Origin of the sequence: Lentzea xerophila (genome assembly GCF_051094245.1) — a bacterium.
Classification (GTDB): domain Bacteria; phylum Actinomycetota; class Actinomycetes; order Mycobacteriales; family Pseudonocardiaceae; genus Lentzea; species Lentzea xerophila.
On record NZ_CP194934.1, the window covers coordinates 2988097 to 3014104 of the forward strand.

A 26008-nucleotide genomic window follows, 5' to 3' on the forward strand; every position below is an offset into this window, starting at 1 on the left:
GTCAGACCTTGCAGGGCGATCCGCCGGGGTGGCCCGGCTTCGCCTCGACGTTGGCCTTCGCCTCACCGATCACCACGTCGGTCAGCAGCGTGTCCACGACGACGGCCTGCTGCACCACGGTGGTCGCGGTGGTCGTGGTGCTGTTGAGCCGCAACGAACCGATCACCAGCGGGATCGTCAGCGGTGCGCTGCCCACGGCCACGGATACGCCGTTGATCTTCAGCGACGCGATCGTGGACGAACCCGCGAACTGCGGCACCAGGCCACCCGGACCCGGCACGCAGGTGACAGACGCGTTCGACTCGATCACGCCGATCTCGATCGTCAGCAGGCCGCTGGTCACGCGGGTCTGCTCGATGCGCGCCCGTGCCGCCGCGAGGTCGGTCGTCGCGGGCGCCGTGCCCGTGAGGTCGTCCGGCGACTGGTCGGTGCGGGCGTCGAGCGCCGTGGCGCGCACAGCCAGGATTCCCGCGTTCAACTGGACGTTCGCCAGCGTCTTGTGGTCGTCCACGCACGGCACGTCCTGCGGGTTCGCCCTCGTCGAGACGATGCCCGCGAGGTTCAGCGCGGTGGCCTGGCAGGAGAACACGCCGGTGCGTTCGGACGTCTTGATCCGCAGGTCGGACAGGGCCGGGCTGTCACCGGTCGCGTTCGCCGTGAGGGTCGCGCGGACCTCGATGTAGCGGCCCGTCTTCGCGAAGGTCACGCCGTTCGTCACCGGTGTGAAGGTCTCGCCGGCGAGCCCTGCCTCGGTGTCGGACGTCCTGGCCTCGACGACGATCGACGTGCCCGGCGGCTCGGCGCCCTGGGCCTCGGTGTTCCAGGTGATGGTGCCCCACGGCCGGCCGTTGGTGCCGCCGTCCTGCACGACGCTCCACGTGCCCTGGGGTGCGGTGATCTCACCCAGCACGGACCCGGTCATGTCGCTGTAGTTGTACGGACCGGCACCCGCGCCGAGGTCGACGGTCAGGTCGACCGCGCCGACGGTGTGGCCTCCGCCGCCGACCGGACCGGCGTCCGGGTCGATGCGCTGCGCGTTGTTGGTGCTGATGTTGGTGACCCACACCTTGCCGTTGCTGTCGATCGCGACGCCGGTGGGGCCGACGCCGCCGGGCAGCGGCACGTTGCCGACGTACGTGCCGTCGGTGCGCAGGTGGCCGACCGTCGTCGCGCCGGCGAGCGAGTGGGCGACCCAGACGTTGCCGTCGCCGTCGACCGCGACGCCCTGCGCGTTCTGGCTGCCGTGGGCGAACGCGCCGAGCAGCGTGCCGTCCGGTGCCAGCTTCGCGACCCGGTTGCCGGAGAAGTTCGTGTGCCAGATCTCGCCGGTCACGGGATCCATGCCGAGGCCGTAGTCGCCGTGGGTCGAGTCGAGGCACGCGTGGGTGTTCGCGGCGGGGTCGTACCGCAGCAGCCCGAAGTTGCGCGCGGACCACAGCGTGCCGGCCTTGTCGATCAGGCCGCCGTAGCCGCCGCAGCCCACGTTGAACTGCGTGCCGGTGGCCTGGCCGTCGGCGTCGAGCAACTCGTGGTCGAGGTCCTGACCGCCCGTCCACAACCGGTTCTGCGCGTCCACGGCGACCGTGCGGGTGTTGCTGCCGGTGACGCGGGAGTAGTTGATGACGCACTCGTCGGCGGCCGTGGTGACGCCGCCGTTGTCGTCCGCACCGCCCGCGTTGGTCCACGGCCGGATGTCGCCCAGGCCGCGGCTGGTGGCGATCAGCCCGTCCTGGTTCCGGTCGACGCACTTGTTGTAGGCGAAGGGGCCCTTCAGGAAGTCGCCTGCCGGGTTGGGCGTGCCGTCGGAGTCGACGCGGGTACCGCCCTGGATGACGGCGATGCGCGTGACCGAGCCCCGGCCGTCGGCGCCCTCGTTGCGGTTGGACAGCCACGTGCTGCCGAACTTGTCGACGGTCGTGCGCGACGGGTTGCGCCCGCGGCCGTCCGGGGCCGATGCCCATTCACCGACGATCTGACCGGTGTTGACATCGATGCGGACCATTGTTCCGCGCGCCGAGGCGGCGACGTTGACGTACGGGAAGAACACCGTCGAACGGTCGAGCTGAAGCTGGTCGTTGTTCGGGGCGTCGTGGTTGACGTCCTGCATGGTGCCGTTGTCGAAATCGGCGTCGAGCGTGTAGAGGACGTCGGTGCCCGAAACCGGTGCGGCGAAGGCCGGAACGGCGAGGGCGGCGAGCAGGAACGACGTGGTGGCGATCGCGAGCACCGGTCTGACGCGGTGCCGTGAGTGGCGCATGGCGGCTCCATTCGGGAGTGGGGTGAACCGGACATACGCCCGGAACACACCGAGAGGAGTCGGCATGCGAAAAAATGCGTTACCGGCGATTCATGATGCCAGTGGAGTTGTAATTGTCCAATTTTCGAAGAGTTCAACCGTCTCCCAGCCGGTATCGCCCTGACGGCCCAATGGGGGAGTCCCGCGGGTATCGCCCCGCTGTTCGGATCTGCGGCGATCGGGTCGGAATTGAGCTGTCCCGGTCAACTTCCGGTCAACTCTGAGTGTCCTGGGCGGTGGCGCGTCTCGTTCTCAGCCGCCGGCCGACCGATCGGCAGCGCATTGCTCGGGGTGGCGCACCCTCAGTCGCCGAGCAGCCTGGCGATGCCGAACTCGAACCGCTCGCCGAACGACTCCTCGGTGAGGAACGGGAGAACGCGCTGCAGCGCCGGTCGTTCTCCCACGACGAGTTCGTGGGGTCCGCTGGGCGCGGCCTGCTCCTCCTGGGTGAGCCCGAGGACGAAGTAGATGACGCCCCAGCACGTCCACGCGGCGTCGCGGGCGGACATCCCGCCGTCCAGCAGCGCGGCGACGAGCGCCTCCGCCGTGTCCAATGTGGAGGGTTCGGCGGCGTAGGTGCCCGCCACCACCGCGGCGCCGTCGCGGTGTGCCAGCAGAGCCCGCCGGTAGCGGCGGGCGATCTCGGTGGCCCTCTCCCGCCAGTGTCCTGGCAGTCCTTCGAGCGAGACGCCGCCGACGATCGCGTCCGCCATCAGCTCTTCCAGCCGGGCCTTGGTCTTGACGTGCCACAGGACGGTGTTCATCCGCACGTCGAGCCGTTGCGCGATGGCGCGCAGCGAGACCGCGCCGGCCCCGAGCTCGTCGAGGATCTCCAGGGCGGTCCGGACCACGTCCGCTTGACTCTTGGTCACTGACCTAGTCTACTCGGCCTGTCGTTGTTGGTCAGTGACCAAGGGAGTGGTTGATGCAGGACGTGGTCGTCGTGGGCGCGGGCCCGACCGGGTTGTGGCTGGCGGGGGAGCTGCGGCTCGGTGGAGCCCCCGTCACGGTCCTGGAGGCGCGGGAGGAACGGGACGAGAACTCCAAGGCGCTCACGATCCACCCGCGCACCATCGAGATCCTCGACTGCCGTGGCGTCGTGGAGCCGTTCCTGGAGGAGGGCATCCGCATCCCGAACGGGCACTTCGGCGGCCTGCCGGACCGCATGGACTTCGCGGTCCTCGACACGCCGTTCCCGTTCACGCTGGCGCTGCCGCAGGCCCGCACCGAGGAACTGCTCGAGGAACGCGCCGTGAAGCTGGGGGCGACGCTGCGGCGCGGTTGCCGGGTGACGGGCCTGACCGCCGAGGGGGTCGAGCTGGCGGACGGATCCGTCGTCGCCGCGCGGTACGTCGTCGGCTGCGACGGGACTCGCAGCACCGTGCGGGAGGCTGCGGGCATCGGCTTTCCCGGAACCGACGCCACGACGTGGGGGTGGCTCGGTGACGTCGTGCTCGACGCGCCGCCACCGCGCGGATTCGCGAGCGTCACGAGCGTCGAAGGCGGCCTGATGGTCGTGCCGCTGCCCGGTGGCCTGCACCGCATCGTCGGCGGGGACCCGGTGACGAACCGCGCCGGGTGGCCGGGCGAGCTCACCCTCGACGAGCTGCGGGCGACGGTCACCAGGATCGCGGGCACCGACTTCGGCCTGCGCGACCCGAAGTGGTTGTCGCGCTTCGGCAATGCCACCCGTCAGGCCACCGCCTATCGCGCCGGCGACGTCCTGCTGGCGGGCGACGCCGCGCACATGCACTTCCCGGCCGGTGGTGTCGGCATGAACGTCGGCATCCAGGACGCGCACAACCTCGGCTGGAAGCTCGCCGCCGTCGTCACCGGGCGGGCCGGCGACGCGGTGCTCGACACGTACCACGAGGAACGCCACCCGGTGGGCGCCGACCTGCTCCGGCACACCAGGGCGCAGACCGCGTTGATAACGGGCTACTCGCCGGAAGGGCAGGCGTTGCGCGCTGTGGTGAGCGGGCTGATCGCGTCGGCGCCGGACATGTCGAAGGTGCTCGCCGAGCGCCTGTCCGGCCTCGACGTCGCCTACTCGACCGGGCGGCGCGTCCCCGACCAGCGGCTACCGGACGGAGGCACCCTCTTCACGCGGCTGCGCGGCGGCACCCACGTGGACACCGGAGCGGGACTCGTCCGTCCGGACGGGCACCTCGCGGCTGAGAAGCCGCTTCGCCTGTGACCCCATCAACCTCGCTGCCGGGACGGCATGGGCGGCGGTTCGAGTGACGACGTGGGTCGGGTCGCGGCGCACCCCTGGAGGACAGCGCCGCGACCCGTGCTGGGGATCAGGAGTGCGGGCAGGTGTCCCGGTACTCCTCGATCAGCGTGCTGCGCCCCGGCGCCGGGCAGAGGAACTGCTCGTAGCGGGTGTCGTTGTCGATGAACCGCTTGAGCCACGAGATGCTGTATTTCGCGATCGTCGTGTTGGACGAGTTCGGCGCGAAGTGCGAGGCGTTGTTCAGCTCCAGGTACGCCTTGTCCAACGTGGACGGCAGCGAGGTGTAGAACGGTTCGGAGTGCGACGAGACCGGGGCGACCGAGTCGTCCTCGGCGCCGACCACGAGCGTCGGGACGCGGACGGTCGACCAGTTCTTCGTGGTGTGCCAGCCGGTCAGCGGGATCGCCGCCTGCAGTGCCGGGCGCTGGCTCGCGGCGCGCAACGTGCCGCCGCCGCCCATCGAGTGGCCCATGACGCCGAGGCGTGAGCTGTCGATCCTCGACCGGACGCTGCTCTGCTGCGTCAGGTAGTCGAGGGCGGCCAGCAGCTGCGAGGCCCGGCTGTCGGGCTGGTCGTAGCGCGAGTTCGTGTCGATGGTGAAGATGACGAAGCCCTGCGACGCGAGGCGCGGGCCCAGCCACGAGATGCTGGACTGCGTGCCGGTGTAGCCGGGGGAGATGGCCACCGCGCCGAACGTCCCGGCGGAGGTGCTCGTCGGGTAGTAGATCGTGCCGCCACCAAAGCCGCTGACCAGCGACGACACCGAGGTCTCCGACACGGCGAACGGGCCGCGCGTCGCCTCGATGCTCGAGTTGGTGGGCGCGGGACCGCGTTCGTACGGGTTGTCGGCCGCCTGGGCGGCGGTGCCGGTGACGAGCACCAGGGAGAGCGCTGCGGGGATCAGGGTGCGAAGTTGCACGGCGTTGTACACCTCATTCGGCAGGGGAACGTGAGGAGGAACGTCCCCGACCCTGCAACCGCCGCCCACCTGTCCGCATCGGTGCAACCACCGGTATCGGTGAACAACTTCAGCAAGAAAACTAACGGTGGTAGGTGAATTTGGCCCTTACCCCTTCCGGAGGAGCCGTCGCCGCCGTAAGACTGGTCCGATGCTGCGTGGCCGAGAGCGGCAGCGCGTCGCCATCGACGCGTTGGTTGACCGTGCGCGCGCTGGGTGCGGCGGGGTGCTCGTGCTGCGCGGTGAGGCCGGTTCGGGCAAGACTGCGCTGCTCAACGCGGTACAGCACACCTACGACGCGCTGTTGTGCGTCGATGTCCTCTCTCTTGACGACGACCTCATGCAGCTCGCACAGGACGTGGCCGGAACGAGGGCCGCACTGCTCATCGCCACCGAGGGCGAGGCACACGGGCTGCCGAGCATGACGCTCGACCCGCTGGACCCCGCGACGAGCGTGCAGGTCCTGCACGACCTGGTGCCGGGGCTGCCCGCCGCCCTCGCCACGGACGTCGCCGACCTGGCCTGCGGGAACCCGCTGGCGCTGGTCGAGCTGGCGGGATCGCTGACGTCCGCGCAGCTCGGCGGCATCGCGCCGGCGCCGGAGGTGCTGCCGGCGAACAGCTCGCTGCGCCTGCGGTGGCGAGCGCGGTTCGAGGCGCTCTCACCTCGCGCGCAGCACGTCGTCGCGCTGGCCGCGGTGGACGAGGAGATCGACACCGACACGCTCGACCTGGACGCGGTGGCCGAGGCGGGGCCGCTGGCCGACCCGCGCAGGCTGGTCCGGTCGGTGCTGCGGGCGGACGTCCCGGCGGCATTGCGGCGCCAGGCCCACGCCTACCTGGCGGAGACCCTGCCGCCCGGCGCCCGGCGCACGTGGCACCAGGCGGTCACGACCCAAGACGCCGGGCTCGCCGACGTCCTCGCCGGCCATGCCGAGCACGCACGCCGGTGCGGCGACTTCGCGACCGCCGCCCGTGACCACGACCGCGCGGCACAGCTCACGACCGATCCGGAGGAGAAGGCGCACAACCTGCTCAAGGCGGCCGCCGACCACTGGGCCCACGGCGCGCCGCACCGGTCGCGGGCCGTCCTGCGCACCGCGGTCCGGATGACCGACACCCCGGAGCTCAGAGCCCTCATGGACCTGGTCGCAGGCGGCATCGACCTGGGCGAGAGCCTGCCGGACGTCGCGGCGGACCGCCTGATGCGCGCCGCGAAAGGCCTGGTCGGCACCCGTCGCCAGATGGCCGTCGCGGCACTGGGGTTCGCGGGAGAGGCCGCGAGCATCGCCGGTGACCACCGCAGGTACACGGCCGTCGCCGAGTTCGCGCGGGCGATCCGGCGCAGCGACGAGCCACCGGCCACCAGCCTCACGCTCGACCACCTCGTCGGGATGTCCGCCACATTCGACGGCCGGCACGACGAGGCGTTGCCCACGCTGCGCACCGTCATCGACCTGGCCGACCAGGTGCCAGGGCCGCAGGCGCGGATCTGGGCGAGCCAGGCCGCCTACGTGCTCGGGGACGCCGCCCGGTCGCACGAGATGGCGACCAGCGCGGTGACGGTGGCACGGGAGAGCGGGTTCGTCGCGCTGGTGCCGTGGGCGCTGGTGTACCGGGCGTTGTCGGCGCTGCTGCTGGACCAGCACGCGGCGGCGTTGACCGCCGCCACCGAGGGCGTGCACGCGGCGACGGCGATCGGGCAGCACAACGCCGTGGTCGACCACCTGACGATCCTCTCGTTGCTCGCGGCGCTCAGGGGCGACGCGGATACGGCGGTGCACCGCATGGACACCGCCACCGAGCACATCACCCAGCGCGGACTCATCCGGCCCAGCACGTTCGGCGCGTGGGCGTTCGCGTGCGTCGACCTGGCCCGCGACCGCCCCGCGGACGCCCTGGACCGGCTGCGGCTGCAGCCGGGGCACGCGGGCATCAAGGTGATGGCCGCGCCGCACGTGGTGGAGGCCGCCGTCGCGTGCGGCAGGCCGTCCACAGGGGACAAAGCGCTGCTGCCGTTCGAGAAGTGGGCCGGGACCACGGGCAGCACGGCCCGGCTGGCGCTCTCGCACCGCTGCCGCGGCCTGCTGCAGAGCGGAACGGCCGACGAGCACTTCGAGGAAGCGATCCGCCTGCACCGCGCCAGCGGCACCGCCATGGAGCTCGCGAAGACCGAGCTGCTGTACGGCAACCGGCTGCGGCGCGGGCGCAAACCCAAGGCGGCGCGCGAACACCTGCGTGACGCCGTGCGCATCTTCCAGTCCTACCAAGCGGACCACTGGGTCGAACGGGCCAGCGCCGAACTGCGCGCGGCCGGTGACTCCACCGGCGAACCCAAGGACCAGCCCGGCCTGACGCCGCAGCAGGCGCAGATCGCGAGGCTGGTCGCCGAGGGCGCCACGAACCGCGAGATCGCCGCGCGGTTGTTCCTGAGCCACCGCACCGTCGAGCACCACCTGCGCAACATCTTCGCGCGGCTCGGCGTGCGGTCGAGGGTCGAGCTCACGAGGAGACTCGATTGACGCCGATGCGACCAGGAGAGTGCGTGCGCGAGGGTTACCGGCACTGGCAGCGGATTCCGACCCGATGGGCGGACAACGACGTCTACGGCCACGTGAACAACGTCGTCCACTACGCGTTCATGGACACCGTGATCAACACCTGGCTGATCGACGCCGGCCTGGACATCCAGGCCGGGCAGCAGATCGGGCTGTGCGTGGAGTCCCACTGCAACTACCGCGCCTCGGTGTCGTTCCCGGAGGCGCTGGACGCGGGGCTGCGCGTCGGGCACCTCGGCCGGTCGAGCGTGCGCTACGAGGTCGGGTTCTTCTTCGAGGGACGCGAGGACGTCGTGGCGGAGGGCCATTTCGTGCACGTGTTCGTCGACCGGACGACCCGCAAGCCGGTGGAGATCCCCGTACATCTGCGCACGGCGATGGAAGGTCTGGTGATCGCGTGAAGACCCGGGGCGCGGTGCTGACCGGAGTCGGCCGTCCACTCGAGATCGTCGATCTCGAGCTCGACCCGCCGGGTCCGGGCGAACTGCTGGTGCGCGTGCACGCCACCGGCCTGTGCCACTCCGACCTGTCGGTGATCGACGGCTCGCGCATCCGGCCGTTGCCGATGGTGCTCGGCCACGAGGCGGCGGGCGAGGTCGTCGAGGCCGGTCCGAACGCCGAGTTCGAGCCGGGGGATCACGTCGTGCTGTCGTTCGTGCCCGCGTGTGGTGCCTGCCGGCGGTGTGCGTCGGGCAGACAGGCGTTGTGCGAGCCCGGTGCCGCCGCGAACCGCGACGGCACGCTGCTCGGCGGACATCGCCGGTGGACGCTCCCGGACGGGACGCGCCCGCACCACCACCTGGGGGTGTCCGGGTTCGCGGAGTACACGGTGATCTCCGGCAGGTCGGCCACGCTCGTCCCGCCGGACCTGCCGCTCGACGTCGCCGCCCTGTTCGGCTGCGCGGTCCTGACCGGCGCGGGCGCGGCGTTCTACAGCGCGCAGGTGGTCCCGGGGGACAAGGTCGCGGTGTTCGGCCTCGGCGGTGTCGGCCTGGCGGCGGTACTCGCGGCGGTGACGGCGGGGGCGACGCAGGTCGTCGCGGTGGACGTCGTCGAGCACAAGCGCGCGCTGGCCCTCACGCTCGGCGCGACGCACGAGGCCGCCGGCGGACCGGACGTCGCCGGCCACGTCCGGGACCTGACCGGCGGTGGCGCGGACAAGGTCATCGACACCACCGGCGTCGCCGCGGTGCTCGAACAGGCCTACGCCGCCACGGCGGTCGGCGGCACCACCGTCACCGTCGGCCTGCCGCACCCCGACCGGACCGTCTCGCTGCCCGCGCTGAACCTGGTCGCCGAGGAACGCACGCTCAAGGGCAGCTACCTGGGTTCGTGCGTGCCACGCCGGGACGTGCCGCGGTTCGTCGACCTGTACCGCGCGGGACGGCTGCCGGTCGACGGCCTGCTGTCCGGGCGGCTGGGGCTCGATGAGATCAACGACGGGTTCGCCAGACTGGCCTCCGGAGAGGCCGTGCGGCAGGTCGTCGTGATGGGCTGATGCCCGGTTTCGCCCATTCGGTCATGACTCGGGCAGGACAGGTGCGTTGTCAGGTGTTGACCACCTGGGCCTGCCTGCTGCACGGTGAGAGCGCTCTCATGTTCGTCGCTCCCGCAACGGGGCGGTAGCGATCCCTGCACGGACAAGGAGAAGAGCATGCGCTTCACCATGCCCAGAATCGTGCCCGCGCTGGCACTCGTGCTGGTCGGGTCCACCTTCACCGTTCCCGCCCAGGCGGCGGAGAAGCCGATGTCACCCGGCCTCCTCACCGCGATGAGCTCGGCGTTCGGGCTGACCGAGGCCCAGGCGCGGCTGCGTCTGGAGAAGGAACACCGCGCGTCGCTCATCGCGCCGCGCGCCGAGACCGAAGCCGGCACCGCGTACGCCGGCAGCTGGTTCGACGAGACGAAGAACCGCCTGGTCGTCGCCGTCACCGACGCCGCGGCCGCGCGCAAGGTCGAGACCACCGGCGCGGAGACCGTGGTCGTCGGCCGATCGGCGGGCTCGATGGCGGCCCAGAAGAACCGCCTCGACGCCCTGTCCGCGAGCGGCGCCGTGCCGTCCGCGGTCGCGAGCTGGTACCCCGACCCGCGCACCGGCACCGTCGTGGTGAACGTGGAGGCGGGCAAGCAGACCACCGAGGTCGCCTCGTTCCTGGACAAGGCACGTCAGCTCGGCTCGATCACCGTGCGCACCGAGGGCGTGCAGCAGCCGCAGCCGTTCGCGGCCGGCACGGTCGGCGGCGACCCCTACTACACCGGCAACGTCCGCTGCTCCATCGGTTTCTCGGTGCACGGCGGCTACGTCACGGCCGGCCACTGCGGCGGCAACGGCCAGGCCGTCTACGGCTGGGACCGCTCCTACCAGGGCAACTTCGCCGGATCCTCCTTCCCCGGCAACGACTACGCGTGGGTGCGCATCGGCGGCGGCTGGTGGACGGTGCCCGTCGTGCTGGGCTGGGGCACGGTGAGCGACCGGCTGGTGCGCGGCTCCTGGGAAGCTCCGATCGGCACCTCGGTGTGCCGCTCCGGCTCGACGACGCACTGGCACTGCGGCGTGATCCAGAGCCGCAACGAGACCATCCGCTACGCGCAGGGTGACGTGCACCAGATGGCGGGCACGAGCGTGTGCGCCCAGGGTGGCGACTCCGGTGGTTCGTTCATCACCGGCGACCAGGCCCAGGGCGTGACGTCCGGCGGCTACGGCAACTGCTCCAGCGGCGGTCGCACGTGGTTCCAGCCGATCAACGAGATCCTCAACGTCTACGGCTTGAGGCTGCACACCGCTTAACGCCCGCGACCGGCTGTCCACCCTTCCAGGTGGACAGCCGGTCCTGGGTTCAGGCTCGCGCGCCGACGTGCAGCGCGAGCGCGGTTCCGGCGCCGAGCGTCGTCGTGAACCTGCCCGAGGAGTCGACGGTGACGCGGACGCACCCGTTCTCCTGGACGTTGCAGTAGGTTCCGGCGGGCAGTGCCGTCTGGAACGTGCGGGTCACCGCGAAGGTCTCGCGGTTGATCGCGACGAAACCCTTGTCACCGCGGCCGAACGCGATGAGGTCGTAACCGTTGTCCTGCCAGTTGTTGACGTCGGTGCCCGCGACGGTGTTGCGGAACGCGACCATGTTCGCGATCTGCGTCCAGGCGTGCTGGCACTTCCAGCCGCTGTAGCAGACCGAGTTCCCGGGCGGACCCGCGTCCTTGTCGGTGAACTCGTAGCCCGAGTACACCTGCGGCGCGCCGTAGTTCCACGCGAGCATGAACACGTTCGCCAGCGTGTAGGTCGAACCGTCCTTGTAGGTCAACGTGGAGCCGTTGCGTTCGGTGTCCCAGTTGTCCACGAACGGCCGTGCCTGACCACTGGGCAGGAAGCCCCATGACTGCCCGAAAGTGCGCAGGTACGCGAGGTTCTCGTTCTGGAAGATCCGCTTGACGTCGTAGGCGTAGCGGAACTCGTCCACGTCACCGGAACCCGTGTACTCGCCGGGTTGCACCGCCTCGCCCGCGCCGTAGATCACCTCGTGCACCCAGAACACGTTGGGGTCGCTGAGCTTGCCCTTGATCGCGGCGAGGTCGGCGGCGGCCATGTGCTTGGCCGCGTCGATGCGGAAGCCGTCGACGCCCATGCCGATCAACCGGTTGAGGTACCCGGCGATCGCGCCGCGCACGTAGTCGCTGCCGGTGTCCAGATCGGACAGGCTGACCAGCTCGCAGTTCTGGACGTTGTAGCGGTCCTGGTAGTTGCTGATGGGCGTGCGGCAGGGATGGAAGTCCCAGTCGCTGTAGACGCCGGGGTAGTTGTACTTCGAGTAGCCCGAGCCACCCGTCCCGGTGCCGGAGCCCGCGCTCATGTGGTTGATCACCGCGTCGGCGATGACCTTCACGCCCGCGTTGTGGCAGGCGGTGATCATGTTCCGGAAGGCGGTCTCGTCACCGAGGCGCCCGGCGATCCGGTAGCTCACGGGCTGGTAGGTCGTCCACCACTGCGGACCCTGGACGTGCTCGGTGGCGGGGGAGACCTCGACATAGCCGTAGCCCTTGGGACCCAGAACGTTGGTGCACTCCGATGCCACGCGGGCGAACGGCCATTGGAACAGGGTGACGGTGACGTCCTTGGCGCCCGGTGGCGCCGCAAGACTTTGCACCGGTGTGGACAGACCGAGGATGAGCAGCACCGCGAGAAGGGTGCGCGAAGCCGAGGAAACCACGTTGTCTCCTTGCTGCAGGGGTTCATCCAAGGGGTAGCACCCGCAGGCATACCGGGCAAAGCGTTGCAAGAACTTTCCGGAGTAATTCGGCCGTGGGGCGTACGTCCGAATTGGTTCACGTTCTTTCCTGCGGAGGTTGGCGTCGTGCCGGCCCTACTGTGCGCTGACCACCAGGTAGCGCTGGTCCTCGACCTGCCGCCCCCACAGGTCGGGGTCGGTCAGCAGGGTGACGGCGGCCTCCGCGCGAACCCGGCTGACCAGGCTGCGGGTCTCGTCGGCGGTCAGCCCGGCGCCGGTCGACCAGCGGCCCTCGACGAGCAGGAGAACGCCGTCCGGCCTGAGCAGTGACACCCATTCGACCAGCGCCGCTGCCGGGTCTGGCAGCGCCCACAGCACGTGCCGCGCCAGCACGACGTCGAAGGACGCCTCCGGGTACGGCAGGTGAGCGGCGTCGCCGGTGGCGAAGGCGGCCGCGACACCCGCCGCCGACGCCTTGGCCCGCGCGGCCTTCACCATCCGCGCGGACAGGTCCAGGCCGCACACGTCGTGACCGGCTTCGGCGAGGAGCACCGAGAGGCTGCCGGTGCCGCACCCCAGGTCGGCCACGGAGGCGGCCGGCGGGATCAGCGGCAGCAGCAGACGGGCCCAGGCGGCGCGCACCCGCGGGTCGCGCAGCCCGTGGTCCGGCTCGTCGTCGAACGTTGCCGCGTGCAGGTCCCAGAACTCGCTCGTCACGCGCTCATACTCGCCTAAGCGCACCTCAAGTCTTGCCCAAATGAGATGCGGATGCCGTCGTACGGTCCCTAACCTCAGTCCATGAGGCTTGTGATCTGGTTCACGCTCGCGTGCACGTGCGCGCTCAGCGGTGATCACGCGCTCGCGGCCGTCATGCTCATGGTCCTCGCCGCCTGCGCGACCGACCGCGCGCGTCCCTGACTGTTCAGTTCACGCTGTACAGTTCGCTCCATGCTGACCTGTGAGACCCGCGAAGCGGCACTCGCCCGGCTCGGTCGCGCGCTGGCCGACCCGACGCGCTGCCGCATCCTGATCGCGCTGCTCGACGGACCGGGCTACCCCGCGCGGCTGGCGGAGACGTTGGAGCTGTCCAGGTCCAACGTCTCCAACCACCTGTCGTGCCTGCGCGGCTGCGGGCTGGTGGTGGCGACCTACCAGGGCCGGCAGGTGCGCTACGAGCTGGTCGACCAGCACCTGAAGCGCGCGCTCGGTGAACTCGTCGACGTCGTGCTCGCCGTCGAGCCGGGTGTGGAGTGCGTCGATGAGTGACGCCTGCTGCACACCCGTGCTGGACGAGCGGAAGGCCGTGCTGCAACGCCGGGTCCGTCTCCTCGTGGCCGTGACGATCACCTACAACGTCGTGGAGGCGGTCATCGCGCTCGCGGCGGGCACGGTGGCGTCCTCGACGGCCCTGATCGGCTTCGGGCTCGACTCGGTGATCGAGGTGGCGTCGGCGACCGCCGTGGCGTGGCAGTTCGCCGGAAGTGACCCCGAGAAGCGCGAACGCACCGCGCTCAAGGTGATCGCGGTGTCGTTCTTCGCGCTGGCGGCCTACGTGACGGTCGAGTCCGGGTTGTCGTTGCTGCAAGGGGACCGTGCGGAGCACTCGACGGTCGGCATCGTGCTCGCGGCCGTGTCGCTGCTCGTCATGCCGGGCTTGTCGTACGCCCAGCGCAAGGCCGGTCGGGCACTGGGGTCGGCGAGCGCGGTGGCGGACTCGAAGCAGACCCTGTTGTGCACCTACCTCTCCGCGGTGCTGCTGGTCGGGCTGGTCGTGAACAGCCTGTTCGGCTGGTGGTGGGCGGATCCGCTGGCGGCGTTCGTGATCGCCGCGGTGGCGGTCAGGGAAGGCCGCGAGGCGTGGCGGGGTCATCACTGCTGCTGATCACGGTCCGGCTGCGCTGGACAGCCCGGCGCGGCTGCGTTAGATGGTCCGCGTGCGCGTAGTCGTCGTCTCCGGAGGCGATCCCGGTCATGTGGTGCCGGCGATCGCGTTGTGCCTGCGGTTCGCGGAGGCCGGTGACACCCCGGTCCTGCTCACCGGCGATCGGTGGGTCGCCGCCGCCGTGGACGAGGGGATCACCGCGGCGCGGGTGGCGGGCCTGTCGCTGGACGACCTCCGGGACGCGCCGGACCTCGGCCGGGCGCTGCACGACCAGGCCGCGATCCTGGCGGAGGCGCTCGTTCCGCAACTGGCCGCGCTGACACCGGATCTGGTGGTGTGCGACGTCCTCGCGCTGGGTGCGAGCATGGCCGCGGAACTGCTCGGCGTGCCGTGGGCGCAGCTGTCGCCCCACCCTCTCTACGAGCCCTCGAAGGGCCTGCCGCCGATGGGAAGCGGGCTGGCGGCGGGGGTGGGTGTGCGCGGCAGGCTGCGGGACGCGGTGCTGCGGGCGATGACGGCCCGGTCGCTCCGCGAGGGCGACCGGCAACGTGCGGTCGTGCGGCAGCGGATCGGGCTGGGCGCCAGGGGACCGGGGCCGGTGGCCCGGTTGATCGCCACGCTGCCCGCGCTGGAGGTGCCGCGCCCGGACTGGCCGGCCACCGCGCACGTGGTCGGGCCGCTGCTGTGGGAGGCGAGCCGGCGGACGCTGAGCCCGCCGCCGGGTGCCGGGCCGCTGGTGATGGTGGCGCCGTCGACGGCGTGGACCGGGGCCGAGGGCATGGCCGAGATGACGCTGACGGCCTTGGCGGGCCTGGGGGTGCGGGCCGTCGTGTCCACGTTCGCGCCGGCACCCGGCGGCCTGCCGGACTGGGTGCGGTCGGGACCCGGCAAGCAGGACGAACTGCTGCGCCAGTCCTCGGTGCTGGTGTGCGGTGGCGGGCACGGGATGCTGGTCAAGGCGTTGCGGGCCGCGGTCCCCGTCGTGGTGGTGCCAGGTGGCGGCGACCAGTGGGAGATGGCGAACCGGGTGGCGCGGCAGGGCAGTGGAGTGATCGTCCGGCCGGCCCGCGTCGAGGCTCTGCGGGACGCGGTGGCGCGCGTGCTGGGCGACCCTGCGTTCGCCGCGGCGGCGGCTCGTGCGGCGGCGACGGTGGCTGATGTTCGTGATCCTGTGGAAGTATGTCGCACTGCGTTGAGTCTTGCGCGATGAGAGCGCTCCCTCTTCAATAGCGTCATGCGCGGGTCAATGACGATGCTCGTGGTGGTGGCATTAGCGGTCTCGACAGCCTTACCTGCGGTCGCGCAACGCGATCGCGTCGCGGCGCCCGACCTGTATCCAGCGGTCGGTGCGGGGACGAACTTCCTGAACCACTCCGAGCTGTTGGGCGACGTCCCGGAGCCCGCCTGGTACGAGGCGAACATCCCGTTCGTCGACCTCCCGGACCGGGAGATCCGCGACACCTACTACTACCGCTGGCGGACCTACCGCGAGGCGCTCAAGTACACCGGGCCGAAGGACGGCTGGATCGTCTCGGAGTTCCTCGGGCCCGTCGGGTACTCGGCTCCGAACGGCGGGATCGTCGCCGCGGCCGGCCACCACGTCTACGAGGGCCGTTGGCTGCGCGACCACCGTTATCTCGACGACTACGTGGACTACTGGCTGCGCGGCGCGGGCTCCGGGCCCAAGCCCGCGACCGACTTCCTCAACAAGAACACCACCGACTGGGCGCACCAGTACTCGTTCTGGGCCGCCGACGCCGTCGCCGCCCGTGCCGCCGTGGACGGCCGCTCCCGGTTCGCCACGGACCGGCTCCCCGAGCTGGTGCGGCAGTGGGAGCGCTGGTCGCCGCAGTTCGACCAGGAACTGGGGCTGTACTGGCAGACGCCGGTGTGGGACGCGATGGAGTACACCGTCAGCTCCTACCAGAGCCCCGATCCCTACCACGGCGGTGACGGCTTCCGGCCCACGCTGAACGCCTACCAGTACGGCGACGCGAAGGCGATCGCGCAGCTGTTCAGGGCACGTGGTGACGCCGCCGGCGCGCGCCGGTTCGACGAGGCCGCCGACGTGCTCCGGACGAACCAGGAGCGGTGGCTGTGGGACGACGCGGCCAAGTTCTACAAGCACGTCATGCGCGACGACAACCCCGGCCGCACGAAGCTAACCGATCGGGAGGCGATCGGGTTCGTGCCGTGGTACTTCCACATGGCACCGCCGGCGAACAGCGAGGCGTGGGCGCAGCTGACCGACCCGCAGGGGTTCGCGGCCACCTACGGCCCGACCACCGCCGAGCGGCGCAGTCCGTGGTTCATGCGTGACGCGCTCAACGGGTGCTGCCGCTGGAACGGCGTGAGTTGGCCGTACGCCACCAGCCAGACGTTGACGGCGCTGGCGAACCTGCTGATCGACTACCCAGCGCAGTCCTATGTGGACCGTGACGACTACTACTCGGTGCTGCGCGGTTATGCCCTGACACAGCGCAAGAACGGTCAGCCCTACGTCGCGGAGGCGCACCACCCCGACGAGGACCGCTGGCTGTACGACGGCAAGGGCCACAGCGAGGACTACAACCACTCGACCTTCAACGACAACGTGCTCTCCGGCCTGCTCGGCATCCGGCCGCAGCTCGGCAACGCGGTGTCGATCTCGCCGCTGGTTCCCCGGAACTGGGACCACTTCGCCGTCGAGAACCTGCCGTACCACGGTCGCAACCTCACCGTGCTCTGGGACAGGACCGGCAGCCACTACGGCAAGGGCGCCGGGCTCCGGGTCTGGCTCGACGGCAGGCTGACCCACACCCAGCCGGACCTCACCGCGGTGCGCCTGCCGATCCCGCCGCGTGCCACCGCCGAACTGCCGGAGCTGGTCGACGACTTCGCGAACGTCAGCCGGACCGGGTTCCCGGCGGCGCGCGCCTCCTTCAGCTACAGCGCCGACCCGCCGGCCAAGGCGATCGACGGCCAGGACTTCCACCTCGACGTCCCCGGTACCCGCTGGACGACGTACGGCAGCCCGAACGCGGCCGACTGGCTGGAGGTCGACCTGGGCGCGCCGGCACCGATCTCCGACCTGCGCGTGACCTTCTACGACGACGGCGGGGGAGTGCGCGTGCCGACGACCTTCGACCTGCGGTACCGGGCACCCGACGGCCAGTGGAGGGACATCCCCGGCCAGCAGAGAACTCCCGCACAACCCGTGGCGCGTCAGGTGAACCGCGTCCTGGTGCAACCGGCACTGACCACCGACCGGGTGCGGATCCTGCCGCGCCGGGCCGACGGCGGGGCGGTCGGCATCACGGCCATCTCCTCGATGCGCCCCACGGTCCGTGGGCTGAGCGCGTCGTTGCCGGATCAACTCCAGGCCCGGGCCGGTGCGGCGATCGAGACGACCACGACTTTGCGGGCGCAGCAACCGTTGCGCGGTGTCCGGGCCACACTCGCCGTGCCGGCCGGATGGACCGCCGTACCGCTCACGTCCGCCACCGCCGCGCGGCTGACCCCGGGCCGGAGCCTCGTCACCCGGTGGCGCGTCACCGCACCCGCCGGCCTGCGCCTCGGCGAGAGCGCCCCGGTCCGGTTGCTGGCAACGGCTTCCGGCGACAACGGCGTGACGTCCGCGCTGAGCTCCGCCCAGGCCGTCTTCGACCCCGCCGACTACGCCTCCGTGGTCTGGGACGACACGTTCGACACCGACCGCCTCGCCTCCTACCGCGTGGACGGCCCGTTCGCCGAACCGCCGCCGTCGCTGAAGGTCGCCGACGGCGTGCTGACGGCCAGTGCCACCAGCCGGGCGGGCTCGGTGCTGGCCGCGCCGGTGACCGGTGCCGCCCGCGGGACGGCGGTGGTCGTCGAACCGAGGTCCTTCGCGGGCTCGGCTCCCGAGGACAGCCTGTTCCTCGGCCAGACGGCCGGCAACCGCGACTTCGCCCTGGCGTGGTTCAACAACGCGGGCAAGGCGTCGGGTGTCGACGTGACCGTGGCCGGGATCCGCCGCGGCGACGAGGCCACCGGCGGCTGTTGCGCGACCCTGAACTGGGCACCGGGCGACCGGCTCGCCGTGGTCGTCGCGGACGGTCAGCTGACCAGCTGGCACGAGCACGAGAAGCGGTGGACGCTGCTGCGGTCCGCGCCGATCGGGACGGTCGTCGGCGACTCGGTGGTCGCGAGCTGGGCGCCGGCGCTCGGGTTGCGGCTGGACTCCGGGGCGTTGACGATCGACCGCTTGACGGTGCGGAGCCGGTGACACGGGTGCGGCCAGATCACCGGAGACGGCATCACGTCACGGCTGTGGTGCGCAGGCGCAGGCTGTTCGCGACCACCAGCACGGACGACAACGACATCGCCGCGCCCGCGATCAACGGGGTGAGCAACCCGAAGGCGGCGAGCGGGAGCGCGGCGGCGTTGTAGCCGAACGCCCACCAGAGGTTGCCGCGAATGGTCGCGAGAGTCCGTGAGGACAGCACGATCGCGTCCGGCACGGCGTCGAGGTCGTCGCGCACGAGGATGACGTCGGCGGCGTGAGCGGCGACCTCACTCCCGCGTGCCATCGCCATCCCCAGGTGTGCGGCGGCCAGTGCCGGGCCGTCGTTGATGCCGTCTCCGACCATGGCGACGTGCCGGCCGGCGGCGCGCAACCGTTCGATCGCGGCGGCCTTCCCGGCGGGAAGGACGTTCGCGAGCACCTCCTGGACACCGGTTTCCTCAGCCACCGCACGGGCCGCCGCCTCGCTGTCGCCGGTGAGCAGCACCGTGCGCAACCCGAGTGCGTGCAGGCGTTCGACCGCGGCACGCGCGGAGGGGCGCACGGTGTCGCGCACCGCGATGCCGCCGATCACGACACCGTCGCGGGCGACGAGGACCCCGGTCTCGGCACCTCGGTCTGCCAGCCAGGCCGTAGCGTCGGCGGGCACCTGGACGTCCTGCCGTGCCATGAGGTCGGCCGACCCCACGAGGATCAACGAGCCTTCGACGACACCGCGTGCTCCCGCACCGACCAGGGCCTCGAACTCCGCGACGGCGGGCACGTCACCGGCCGCCGCGGCGATCGCGACACCGATGGGGTGCTCGGAGGCCGCGTCCACCGCGGCCGCCAGGCGCAGTACGTCGTGCGTGTCGCCGAACGACCGCGTCGCCACCACGGTCATCTGCCCGGTCGTGACGGTCCCGGTCTTGTCCAGCACGACGGTGTCGACCTCACGCGACGCCTCCAGCGCGTCCGGTCCCTTCACGAGAATGCCGAGCTGGGCCGCACGGGCCACCCCGACCATGAGCGCGGTGGGCGTGGCCAGGCCGAGCGCGCACGGGCACGCGATGATCAGCACCGCGACCGCCGACGTGAACGCCTCCCGCGCGGAGTGCCCGGTGAGCAGCCAGCCGCCGAGCGTCAGCGCCGAGAGCACCAGCACGACGGGCACGAACACCGCGCATACCCGGTCGACCAGCCGTTGCACGCGTGCTTTGCGTTCCGCGGCCTGCTCGGCCAGTGCGCGCATCTGGGCGAGCTGGGTGTTCGCGCCGACCGCGGTAGCACGGACGACGAGCCGTCCGGTGTGGTTGACCGTGCCGCCCACCACCGCGGAGCCGGGACCGGCCTCGACGGGCACCGGTTCGCCGGTCATGGACGACGTGTCGATCGCGGAGAACCCCTCCGCCACCACGCCGTCGGCGGGCAACGCCTCGCCGGGCCGGACCACGAGCAGGTCACCGACGCGGACCTGCGCGGCCGGCACGGTCGTCTCGGTTCCGTCGCGCAGCACGCGCGCGTCCTTGGCCGCCATGCCCGCGAGCGCGTTGAGCAGACCCACGGCGGTGCGGCGCGACCGCACCTCGAAGTAACGGCCCGCGAGCAGGAACGTCGTCACACCCGCGGCCACGTCCAGGTAGCCGACGTCGGACGTGGCGACCGCCCACCCGAACGACGACAGCACACCCAGCGACACCAGTGTGTCCATACTGGACGAACCGTGCCGCAGGTTCCGCAGGGCGGCGCGATGGAACGGCCACGCCGAGTAGCACACGACGGGCAGGCTCAGCAGCACGCACAGCAGTTCCCAGCCGGGGAACCGCAACGCGGGCGCGAACGTCAGGGCCACGGTCAGGTTGCCGAGCGGGATCGCGAGCACGGCGGCGACCACGAGCCGGCGGCGCAACCCGCCGATCGGGTCGGCCACCCGCCCCCGCCCGGCCACGGTGGCGTCATAACCGGCGGCCTGCACGACCCGCACGGCGTCCGACATCGGCAGGCCGTGGACGACAGCGCGTTCGGTCGCGTAGTTGACGGTCGCGCGCACGCCGTCGAGCTTGTTGAGCTTGCGTTCGATCCGGGTCGCGCAGGCGGCACAGGTCATGCCGGACACGGACAGTTCGACGACGCCGTCGGTGGTCATGCGGAGTTCTTCCGTTCGGAGAGTTCGGCGAGCATCGCGTTGTAGGCGGCGAGCCGGTCGTCGTGGCCGGTGTCGGTGGCGCGGTCGAACCGCACGGCTTCCCGCCGGTCGGCGATCGCCCACTGGCGCAGCAGCGCGATCACGACGACCAGCATCGGGACTTCCCCGGTGGCCCAGGCGATCCCGCCGCCGAGCCGCTGGTCGGTCAGCAGGTCGGGCATCCAGGTGAGGTCGAGGGAGCGGTAGAAGTTCGAGGCGATCACGGTCTGCTTGTTCATCAGGATCACGCCGAAGAACGCGTGGAAGGGCATGACGGAGAACAACAGGCCGAGCCTGGCCAGGTGCGGCAACGAACGCGGTGCGCGGTCGACGCCGATCACCAGCCAGAAGAACACGTACCCCGTCACCACGAAGTGGATGTTCATCAGCTGGTGCGCCCAGTGCAGCGGCATCGCGGCGCCGAACAACCCCGAGAAGTACAGCAGGTAGAACGAGCCGACGAACGCCACGGCCGCGATCGCGGGATGGGCGGCGAGCCGCGCCGCCCGGCAGTGCACCAGCGCGGTGATCCAGACCCTGGGGCCTGGCGGCACCACCCGCAGTGCCAGCGTGATCGGCCCGCCGAGCACCAGCAGCACCGGCCCCAGCATGTTCAACGCCATGTGCGCCACCATGTGCGTGCTGAACGTGCCCGCCGCGTACCTGCCGACGCCGGACGACGTCACCACCAGCAGCACCGCGCAGCCCAACAGCCATGCCACCGTTCGTCCGGCGGGCCAGGCGTCGCCGCGCCGGCGCAACCGCACCACACCGGTCACGTACAGGACCGCGAGCAGTACGGCTCCCAGCCCCACCACGAGGTCGAGCCGCCAGCCGAGCAGCAGCTCGGCGGTCGACGGCGCGTCCGGAAGCTCGTAGCCGATCAGGGTTTCCTGAGCTGACGGCCGGTTGCTGCTCCACGCGGGTGGCACGAGGTGGGTCAGCCCGGTCGACGCTCCGAGCGCCAGCCCCACCACGGCCAACTCGGTTCCGAGCGGTCCGCGCATGCCCCACCGCGCCCGCACCAGCGGAACCAGCGCGCACACCGCCACCTTGAGCAGCAGCAAGGCCACGTAACCGCTGTGTAGCCCCGACGGACCGGCCAGCACCACGCCGACGACCGCGCCGCTGAGTACCAGCACCACCAGGCATCCGGTGCTGAGCAGGCGGTAGCGCCGCAGGACCACGGCATCGGCCGCCGGACGCCGCAGGTACCCGCGCAACGCGACGAGCGCGCCGATCCAGACGGCGGCCGCGGGAACGTGCCACACCACGGCGTTCGTCGCGACGTCGTGCCACGCCCCGTTCGCTACGTGACCCGCGATCACCGGTGCCAGCACGCCGAACAACGCAGGCAGCAGCCACAACACAGTCGTCGTCCACGTCAGCGTGGAGCGGGAACCCACCGCGACGACACCCGCCGCCACCAGAGTGCACAGCCACGCCTTGGGTTCCTCGGCCGCCGCCACCAGGCCGGGCAGGTGTTCCAGCACAACGGGAAGCGGCTGCCCGGTGGCGTCCGCAGTGGACAGAACGACGGCAGCGCCCGCGGCACCGGTCCACACCGCCGCAGCCGTGGCAGCGGTGCGCACGGCGGCGTAGGCGGGCGCGGTCAGCCCGGTCTGCCGAGGCGGTGCGGGAACGACGAAGGCAGCGAAGACGAGCGCTCCGAGCGTCACGGTGCCCGCCGCGTTCGCCAGCGTCCGGACCAGACCGAACGCCAGCGACGTCAGCCGGCCCGGATCGCTGTCGCCGAGCAACGCGTGCACGTCACCGGCCCAGAACACCACGAACGCCACGCACAGAACCGAGATGGCCGACGCGAACACGACGGCCTTGTCCACTCTCACAGGACACAAGTCGTATCCGTGAGCGAAACGGTTCCCGGCGGATCAGCTTCGGCTGAGCCGCTGCCTGATCTCGGCCTTGAGCACCTTGCCCACTTTGGACCGTGGCAGGTCCGGCCAGATCTCCACCTGCTTGGGCGTCTTCACGCTGCCCAGCCGTTCCCGGACGAACGCGGTCAACGCGGCGGCGTCGGCGTGACCGGCGGCCCGCAGCTGCACCACGGCGGTCACCCGTTCACCCCACTTGTCGTCGGGCAACCCGACGACCGCGCTGTCCTGGACCGCCGGATGCGCCTGCAACGCCTGCTCGACCTCGGCCGAGTACACGTTGAACCCACCGGTGATGATCATGTCCTTGGCCCGGTCGACGATGAAGAGGAAGTTCTCCTCGTCGAGGTACCCGATGTCGCCGGTGTGGTGCCAGCCGTGCGCGCTGACCTCGGCCGTGGCGGCGGGGTTCTCGTGGTACCCGGCCATCACCAGCGGCCCGCGCACTACGATCTCGCCGCGTTCTCCGGCGGGCAGCAGATCACCGTCGGAGGACATGATCGCGACCTGGGTCAGCGGTGTCGGCCTGCCCGCGGACGACAGCCGCGCGGTCGCGACCTGGCCGTCGGGCAGGAAGTGGTCGGCGGGGGAGAGGGTGGCGATCATGTTCGGGGCCTCGGTCTGCCCGAACAGCTGGCCCATCACCGGCCCGATCCGCCGCAACGCCTCGGTCAGCCGCACCGGGGACATCGGCGCGGCCCCGTACCAGAGGCAGCGCAACGACGTCAGGTCGGCCGAGTCCAGGGCGGGGTGGTCGAGCAGGCCGTAGATCACGGTCGGCGGCAGGAACGCGTGCGTGATCCGGTGGCGCTCGATCAGCCGGAGGAACTCGCCGAGGTCCGGCGCCGGCATGATCACGGTCTCGCCGCCGTGCGCCATGATCGGGAACGTGAGCACGCCCGCCGAGTGCGTGAGCGGGGCGAGCGCCAGGTAGCGCGGCCGGACGCCGAACGGGTAGCTCATCAGCGTGAGCGCGGTCGCGGTCTCCAGGTTGTGCCCGGTGAGCCGCACGCCCTTGGGCCTGCCCGTCGTGCCACCGGTACCGGCCAGCATGCAGAGGTCGTCGTCGGCCACGGTCACGGGATCCGGCTCCCGGCCGTGCCGCGCGAGCCAGTCGGAGAACGTGACCGCGCCCTCGGCCTCACCGTCCAGGCACACCAGCGTGGTGAGCGCCGGCAGGTCGCCGCGGATCCTCTCGACCAGTGGCGCGAACGAGGACTGGAAGAACAGGCACCGGCAGCCGAACAGGTCGAGCAGCTCCCGGTTCTCCGCCGCCTCGTTGCGGGGGTTGACCGGGCACCACACCGCGCCGGCCCGCGAGATGCCGAACACGCAGGTGAGGGCCAGCGGGTCGTTCGCGGACAACACCGCGACCCGGTCTCCCGGCCCGATTCCGCTGTCCTGCAACGCTCCCGCGATGTCACGGGAGCGTTGCCGCACTTCGGCGTAGGTCTGGGAGACACCGCCGATCGTCAGGCAGGGCGCGTCGCCTCCGAGCGACGCGCCCTTGTCCAGGTAGTCGCTGAGCCGCATCAGCGGTGCGTTTCGACAATCGGGTCGAGCACCAGCCCGAACGACCGCAGCGCGCCCAGCAGTTCCCGGTGGCCGAACGCCTGGCAGCCCGAGGCGAACCCGACCCGGCGCGGGGCGTCCTGCAACAGATGCACGGCGGCGTGCACGTTGAGCAACGCCGTCTGCTTGTAGTTGCAGTTGCCGTGGATGACGCAGCTCGCGCGACCGAGTGGACCGGACGCGTGCACGGAGTCCAGCGAGATGTTGATCCGCGGGTTCTCGCGGGGCGGCATCTCGCTGCGCACCTGCGCGGAGAACGCGTCGACGATCTGGTACTTCTCCTCGTCCGACTTGCCCTCCATCTCCTGGAGAGCGGCCGTCACGATCTGCGGCACGCCGAGCATCAACGGCCGGTTGAACACGCCACCGAGCGCGCGCACCGACGCGACCCGCGGATCCCGCTTGAACCACACCGGATGCGCGGTGCCGCCCCACGGCAGCGCCAGGCCCAGCTCGTGCTGGCCGGGTACGACGAGCTCGTAGAGCCCGGCGTCCGCCGGCCATTCCACGTACTCGTTCTGCTCCAGGTAGTAGGCCTTCGCGAACGCGGCGTTGGTGAGGATCGTGTTGGTGGACGCGACGGTCGGGTAGCCCTTCCAGAACACCCCGATGTCCAAAGTGTCCAGTCCCGGCTGCTCCAGGCAGATCTGCGCGGCGATCTCGCCGACGGTGTACATCTGCGCGATGCCGGGGGACAGCAGCAGGTTCTGCTTCGCGAACTCGGCGCCGTACTGGGCGTCGGCGTCGATCATCCAGTCCTGCTCGCCGTTGGTGTCGGTGTAGTGCGCGCCGACGTTCAGGCTCGCTCGCACCGCCTCGTGGCCGTAGCGGGAGAACGGGCCGACCGTGTTGAGCACGACCTTGGCGCCGGTGAACGCCTCGGTCAGCGCCTGTTCGGTGTGCTCGACCTCCGCGATCTCGTAGGAGACCGTGTCGATGCCGGGGACCGCGCCGACGGCCTCCTTGACCCTCTGGCCGTCCCGGCCGGCGGCGAGGAACGGCACGCCGTACTCGCGCAGGTACTCGCAGATCAGGCGCCCGGTGTAGCCGGAGGCGCCGTAGACGACGACAGGCTTGTCGGTAGGCATGCTCACATCCCCATTCCGCCGTCGACCGGAAGACCCGCTCCGGTGATGAACTTCGAGGCGTCGGACGCGAGGAACACCACCGCGTCGGCCATGTCGTCGACCTGGCCCAGCCGTCCGAGCGGCGTCAGTTCCACGACGGCACCGGCGGCGGCCTCCGGTGACGGGAACAGGCCGAGTTCGGCGCAGTCGACGGCGAGCTGGTTGCCCATCGCGGTGGGCGTGAGGCCGGGGTAGATGCAGTTGACCCGCACGCCGTAGCCGAGCTTGCCCGACTCCGCGGCGGCGACCCTGGTCAGCCGGTCGATGGCGGATTTCGTGGCCGAGTAGACGCTGATTCCGGGGAAGGCGATGGTGGCCGCGACGGACGCGATGCTGATGATCGAGCCACCGTTGCCCGCCGCGCCGCCCGGACGCATCGCGCGCAGTCCGTGCTTCATGCCCAGTGCGGTGCCCAGGACGTTGACGTCCAGCATCTTGCGCACGTCGGCGGGGTCGAGCTCGGTGATCAGGCTGGTGATCTCGATGCCCGCGTTGTTCACGAGGATGTCGAGACCGCCGATCACGTCGACCGCGGTGCTCACCGCGGAAGCCCAGCTCGCGTCGTCGGTGACGTCCAACGGAACGAACTCCGCCGTCGCGCCGTTGTCGCGCAACGCCTGGGCGGTCTGCTTGCCCTCGTCCTCCAGGACGTCGCCGATCAGCACCGCCGCGCCGGCCGCCGCCAGGGCCTCGGCCATGCCCGCTCCCAGACCGCGCGCACCGCCGGTGACCAGGGCTTTCCGCCCGTTCAGCTGATAACTCGTCATTGAGTCGCCTCCTCGGTGAGTTGGCTCACACACTAGCCTGAGCTGGACAGTCGTCAAGGATTTTCTTGACGAC

The 26008-nt window shown here is 71.0% G+C and carries 19 protein-coding genes; 9 read left to right on the forward strand and 10 right to left on the reverse strand.

What is annotated here, in order from left to right; all coding sequences use genetic code 11:
- Position 1: 1 nt before the first annotated feature.
- Complete coding sequence (locus ACRSBM_RS14500) at positions 2-2257, reverse strand: hypothetical protein (protein ID WP_434443891.1); 2256 nt, start codon at positions 2255-2257, stop codon at positions 2-4.
- A gap of 341 nt (positions 2258-2598) precedes the next feature.
- The gene (locus tag ACRSBM_RS14505) at positions 2599-3168 is read right to left on the reverse strand and encodes a TetR/AcrR family transcriptional regulator C-terminal domain-containing protein (RefSeq protein ID WP_434443892.1); all 570 of its coding nucleotides are present in this window, start codon (positions 3166-3168) and stop codon (positions 2599-2601) included.
- A gap of 53 nt (positions 3169-3221) precedes the next feature.
- On the opposite strand from ACRSBM_RS14505, the gene ACRSBM_RS14510 reads away from it, so the two are divergent.
- Positions 3222-4493, forward strand: coding sequence for an FAD-dependent monooxygenase (locus ACRSBM_RS14510; protein ID WP_434443893.1), 1272 nt, complete (start codon positions 3222-3224; stop codon positions 4491-4493).
- A 106-nt stretch (positions 4494-4599) separates the two neighbouring features.
- Here ACRSBM_RS14510 and bdeA read toward each other — a convergent pair whose 3' ends face one another.
- On the reverse strand, positions 4600-5451 hold the full coding sequence (bdeA, locus tag ACRSBM_RS14515) for a bis(hydroxyethyl) terephthalate hydrolase (protein WP_434443894.1): 852 nt from the start codon (positions 5449-5451) through the stop codon (positions 4600-4602).
- 190 nt (positions 5452-5641) lie between these two features.
- Here bdeA and ACRSBM_RS14520 point away from each other — a divergent pair, with 190 nt between their 5' ends.
- The 4 genes from ACRSBM_RS14520 (at position 5642) to ACRSBM_RS14535 (ending at position 10835) form a co-directional block, all read left to right on the forward strand.
- Entirely contained in the window at positions 5642-8011 is a 2370-nt protein-coding gene (locus ACRSBM_RS14520; RefSeq protein ID WP_434443895.1) for a LuxR C-terminal-related transcriptional regulator, read from the forward strand.
- Between the two features lie 5 nt (positions 8012-8016).
- Positions 8017-8448, forward strand: a complete 432-nt coding sequence (locus tag ACRSBM_RS14525; protein WP_434443896.1) for an acyl-CoA thioesterase — start codon at positions 8017-8019, stop codon at positions 8446-8448.
- Entirely contained in the window at positions 8445-9545 is a 1101-nt protein-coding gene (locus tag ACRSBM_RS14530) for a zinc-binding dehydrogenase (RefSeq protein ID WP_434443897.1), read from the forward strand. The genes ACRSBM_RS14525 and ACRSBM_RS14530 overlap by 4 nt, the downstream gene beginning before the upstream one ends.
- A gap of 156 nt (positions 9546-9701) precedes the next feature.
- Positions 9702-10835 carry a S1 family peptidase gene (locus ACRSBM_RS14535; protein WP_434443898.1) on the forward strand — a complete coding sequence of 378 codons (1134 nt, stop codon included), beginning with the start codon at positions 9702-9704 and terminating at the stop codon, positions 10833-10835.
- A 49-nt stretch (positions 10836-10884) separates the two neighbouring features.
- On the opposite strand, the gene ACRSBM_RS14540 is transcribed toward ACRSBM_RS14535, so the two are convergent.
- Together ACRSBM_RS14540 and ACRSBM_RS14545 are read right to left on the reverse strand one after the other, a co-directional pair.
- Positions 10885-12249: an alpha-amylase gene (locus ACRSBM_RS14540; RefSeq protein ID WP_434443899.1), complete on the reverse strand. Its 1365-nt coding sequence runs from the start codon at positions 12247-12249 to the stop codon at positions 10885-10887.
- A gap of 153 nt (positions 12250-12402) precedes the next feature.
- The gene (locus ACRSBM_RS14545; protein WP_434443900.1) at positions 12403-12984 is read right to left on the reverse strand and encodes a class I SAM-dependent methyltransferase; all 582 of its coding nucleotides are present in this window, start codon (positions 12982-12984) and stop codon (positions 12403-12405) included.
- A 231-nt stretch (positions 12985-13215) separates the two neighbouring features.
- On the opposite strand from ACRSBM_RS14545, the gene cmtR reads away from it, so the two are divergent.
- From cmtR to ACRSBM_RS14565, 4 genes are read left to right on the forward strand one after another with little or no spacing between them, the layout of a single operon-like run.
- Entirely contained in the window at positions 13216-13533 is a 318-nt protein-coding gene (gene cmtR, locus ACRSBM_RS14550) for a Cd(II)/Pb(II)-sensing metalloregulatory transcriptional regulator CmtR (protein ID WP_434443901.1), read from the forward strand.
- Complete coding sequence (locus ACRSBM_RS14555) at positions 13526-14149, forward strand: cation transporter (RefSeq protein ID WP_434443902.1); 624 nt, start codon at positions 13526-13528, stop codon at positions 14147-14149. The genes cmtR and ACRSBM_RS14555 overlap by 8 nt, the downstream gene beginning before the upstream one ends.
- A gap of 52 nt (positions 14150-14201) precedes the next feature.
- On the forward strand, positions 14202-15359 hold the full coding sequence (locus ACRSBM_RS14560) for a glycosyltransferase (protein ID WP_434443903.1): 1158 nt from the start codon (positions 14202-14204) through the stop codon (positions 15357-15359).
- A gap of 24 nt (positions 15360-15383) precedes the next feature.
- The gene (locus ACRSBM_RS14565; protein WP_434443904.1) at positions 15384-18392 is read left to right on the forward strand and encodes an MGH1-like glycoside hydrolase domain-containing protein; all 3009 of its coding nucleotides are present in this window, start codon (positions 15384-15386) and stop codon (positions 18390-18392) included.
- Positions 18393-18423: 31 nt separating this feature from the next.
- On the opposite strand, the gene ACRSBM_RS14570 is transcribed toward ACRSBM_RS14565, so the two are convergent.
- Genes ACRSBM_RS14570 through ACRSBM_RS14590 form a run of 5 tightly spaced genes read right to left on the reverse strand, consistent with a single transcriptional unit; the run spans position 18424 to position 25935 of the window.
- A complete protein-coding gene (locus tag ACRSBM_RS14570) occupies positions 18424-20535 on the reverse strand; it encodes a heavy metal translocating P-type ATPase (RefSeq protein ID WP_434443905.1) in 2112 nt (703 codons plus the stop codon).
- Entirely contained in the window at positions 20532-22418 is a 1887-nt protein-coding gene (locus tag ACRSBM_RS14575) for a cytochrome c oxidase assembly protein (protein WP_434443906.1), read from the reverse strand. The genes ACRSBM_RS14570 and ACRSBM_RS14575 overlap by 4 nt, the downstream gene beginning before the upstream one ends.
- 48 nt (positions 22419-22466) lie before the next feature.
- Positions 22467-24002, reverse strand: a complete 1536-nt coding sequence (locus tag ACRSBM_RS14580) for an acyl-CoA synthetase (RefSeq protein WP_434443907.1) — start codon at positions 24000-24002, stop codon at positions 22467-22469.
- Positions 24002-25129, reverse strand: a complete 1128-nt coding sequence (locus tag ACRSBM_RS14585) for a DUF5938 domain-containing protein (protein WP_434443908.1) — start codon at positions 25127-25129, stop codon at positions 24002-24004. Before ACRSBM_RS14585 ends, ACRSBM_RS14580 begins: the two co-directional genes overlap by 1 nt.
- 2 nt (positions 25130-25131) lie before the next feature.
- Positions 25132-25935, reverse strand: a complete 804-nt coding sequence (locus ACRSBM_RS14590) for an SDR family NAD(P)-dependent oxidoreductase (RefSeq protein WP_434443909.1) — start codon at positions 25933-25935, stop codon at positions 25132-25134.
- Positions 25936-26008: the final 73 nt, after the last annotated feature.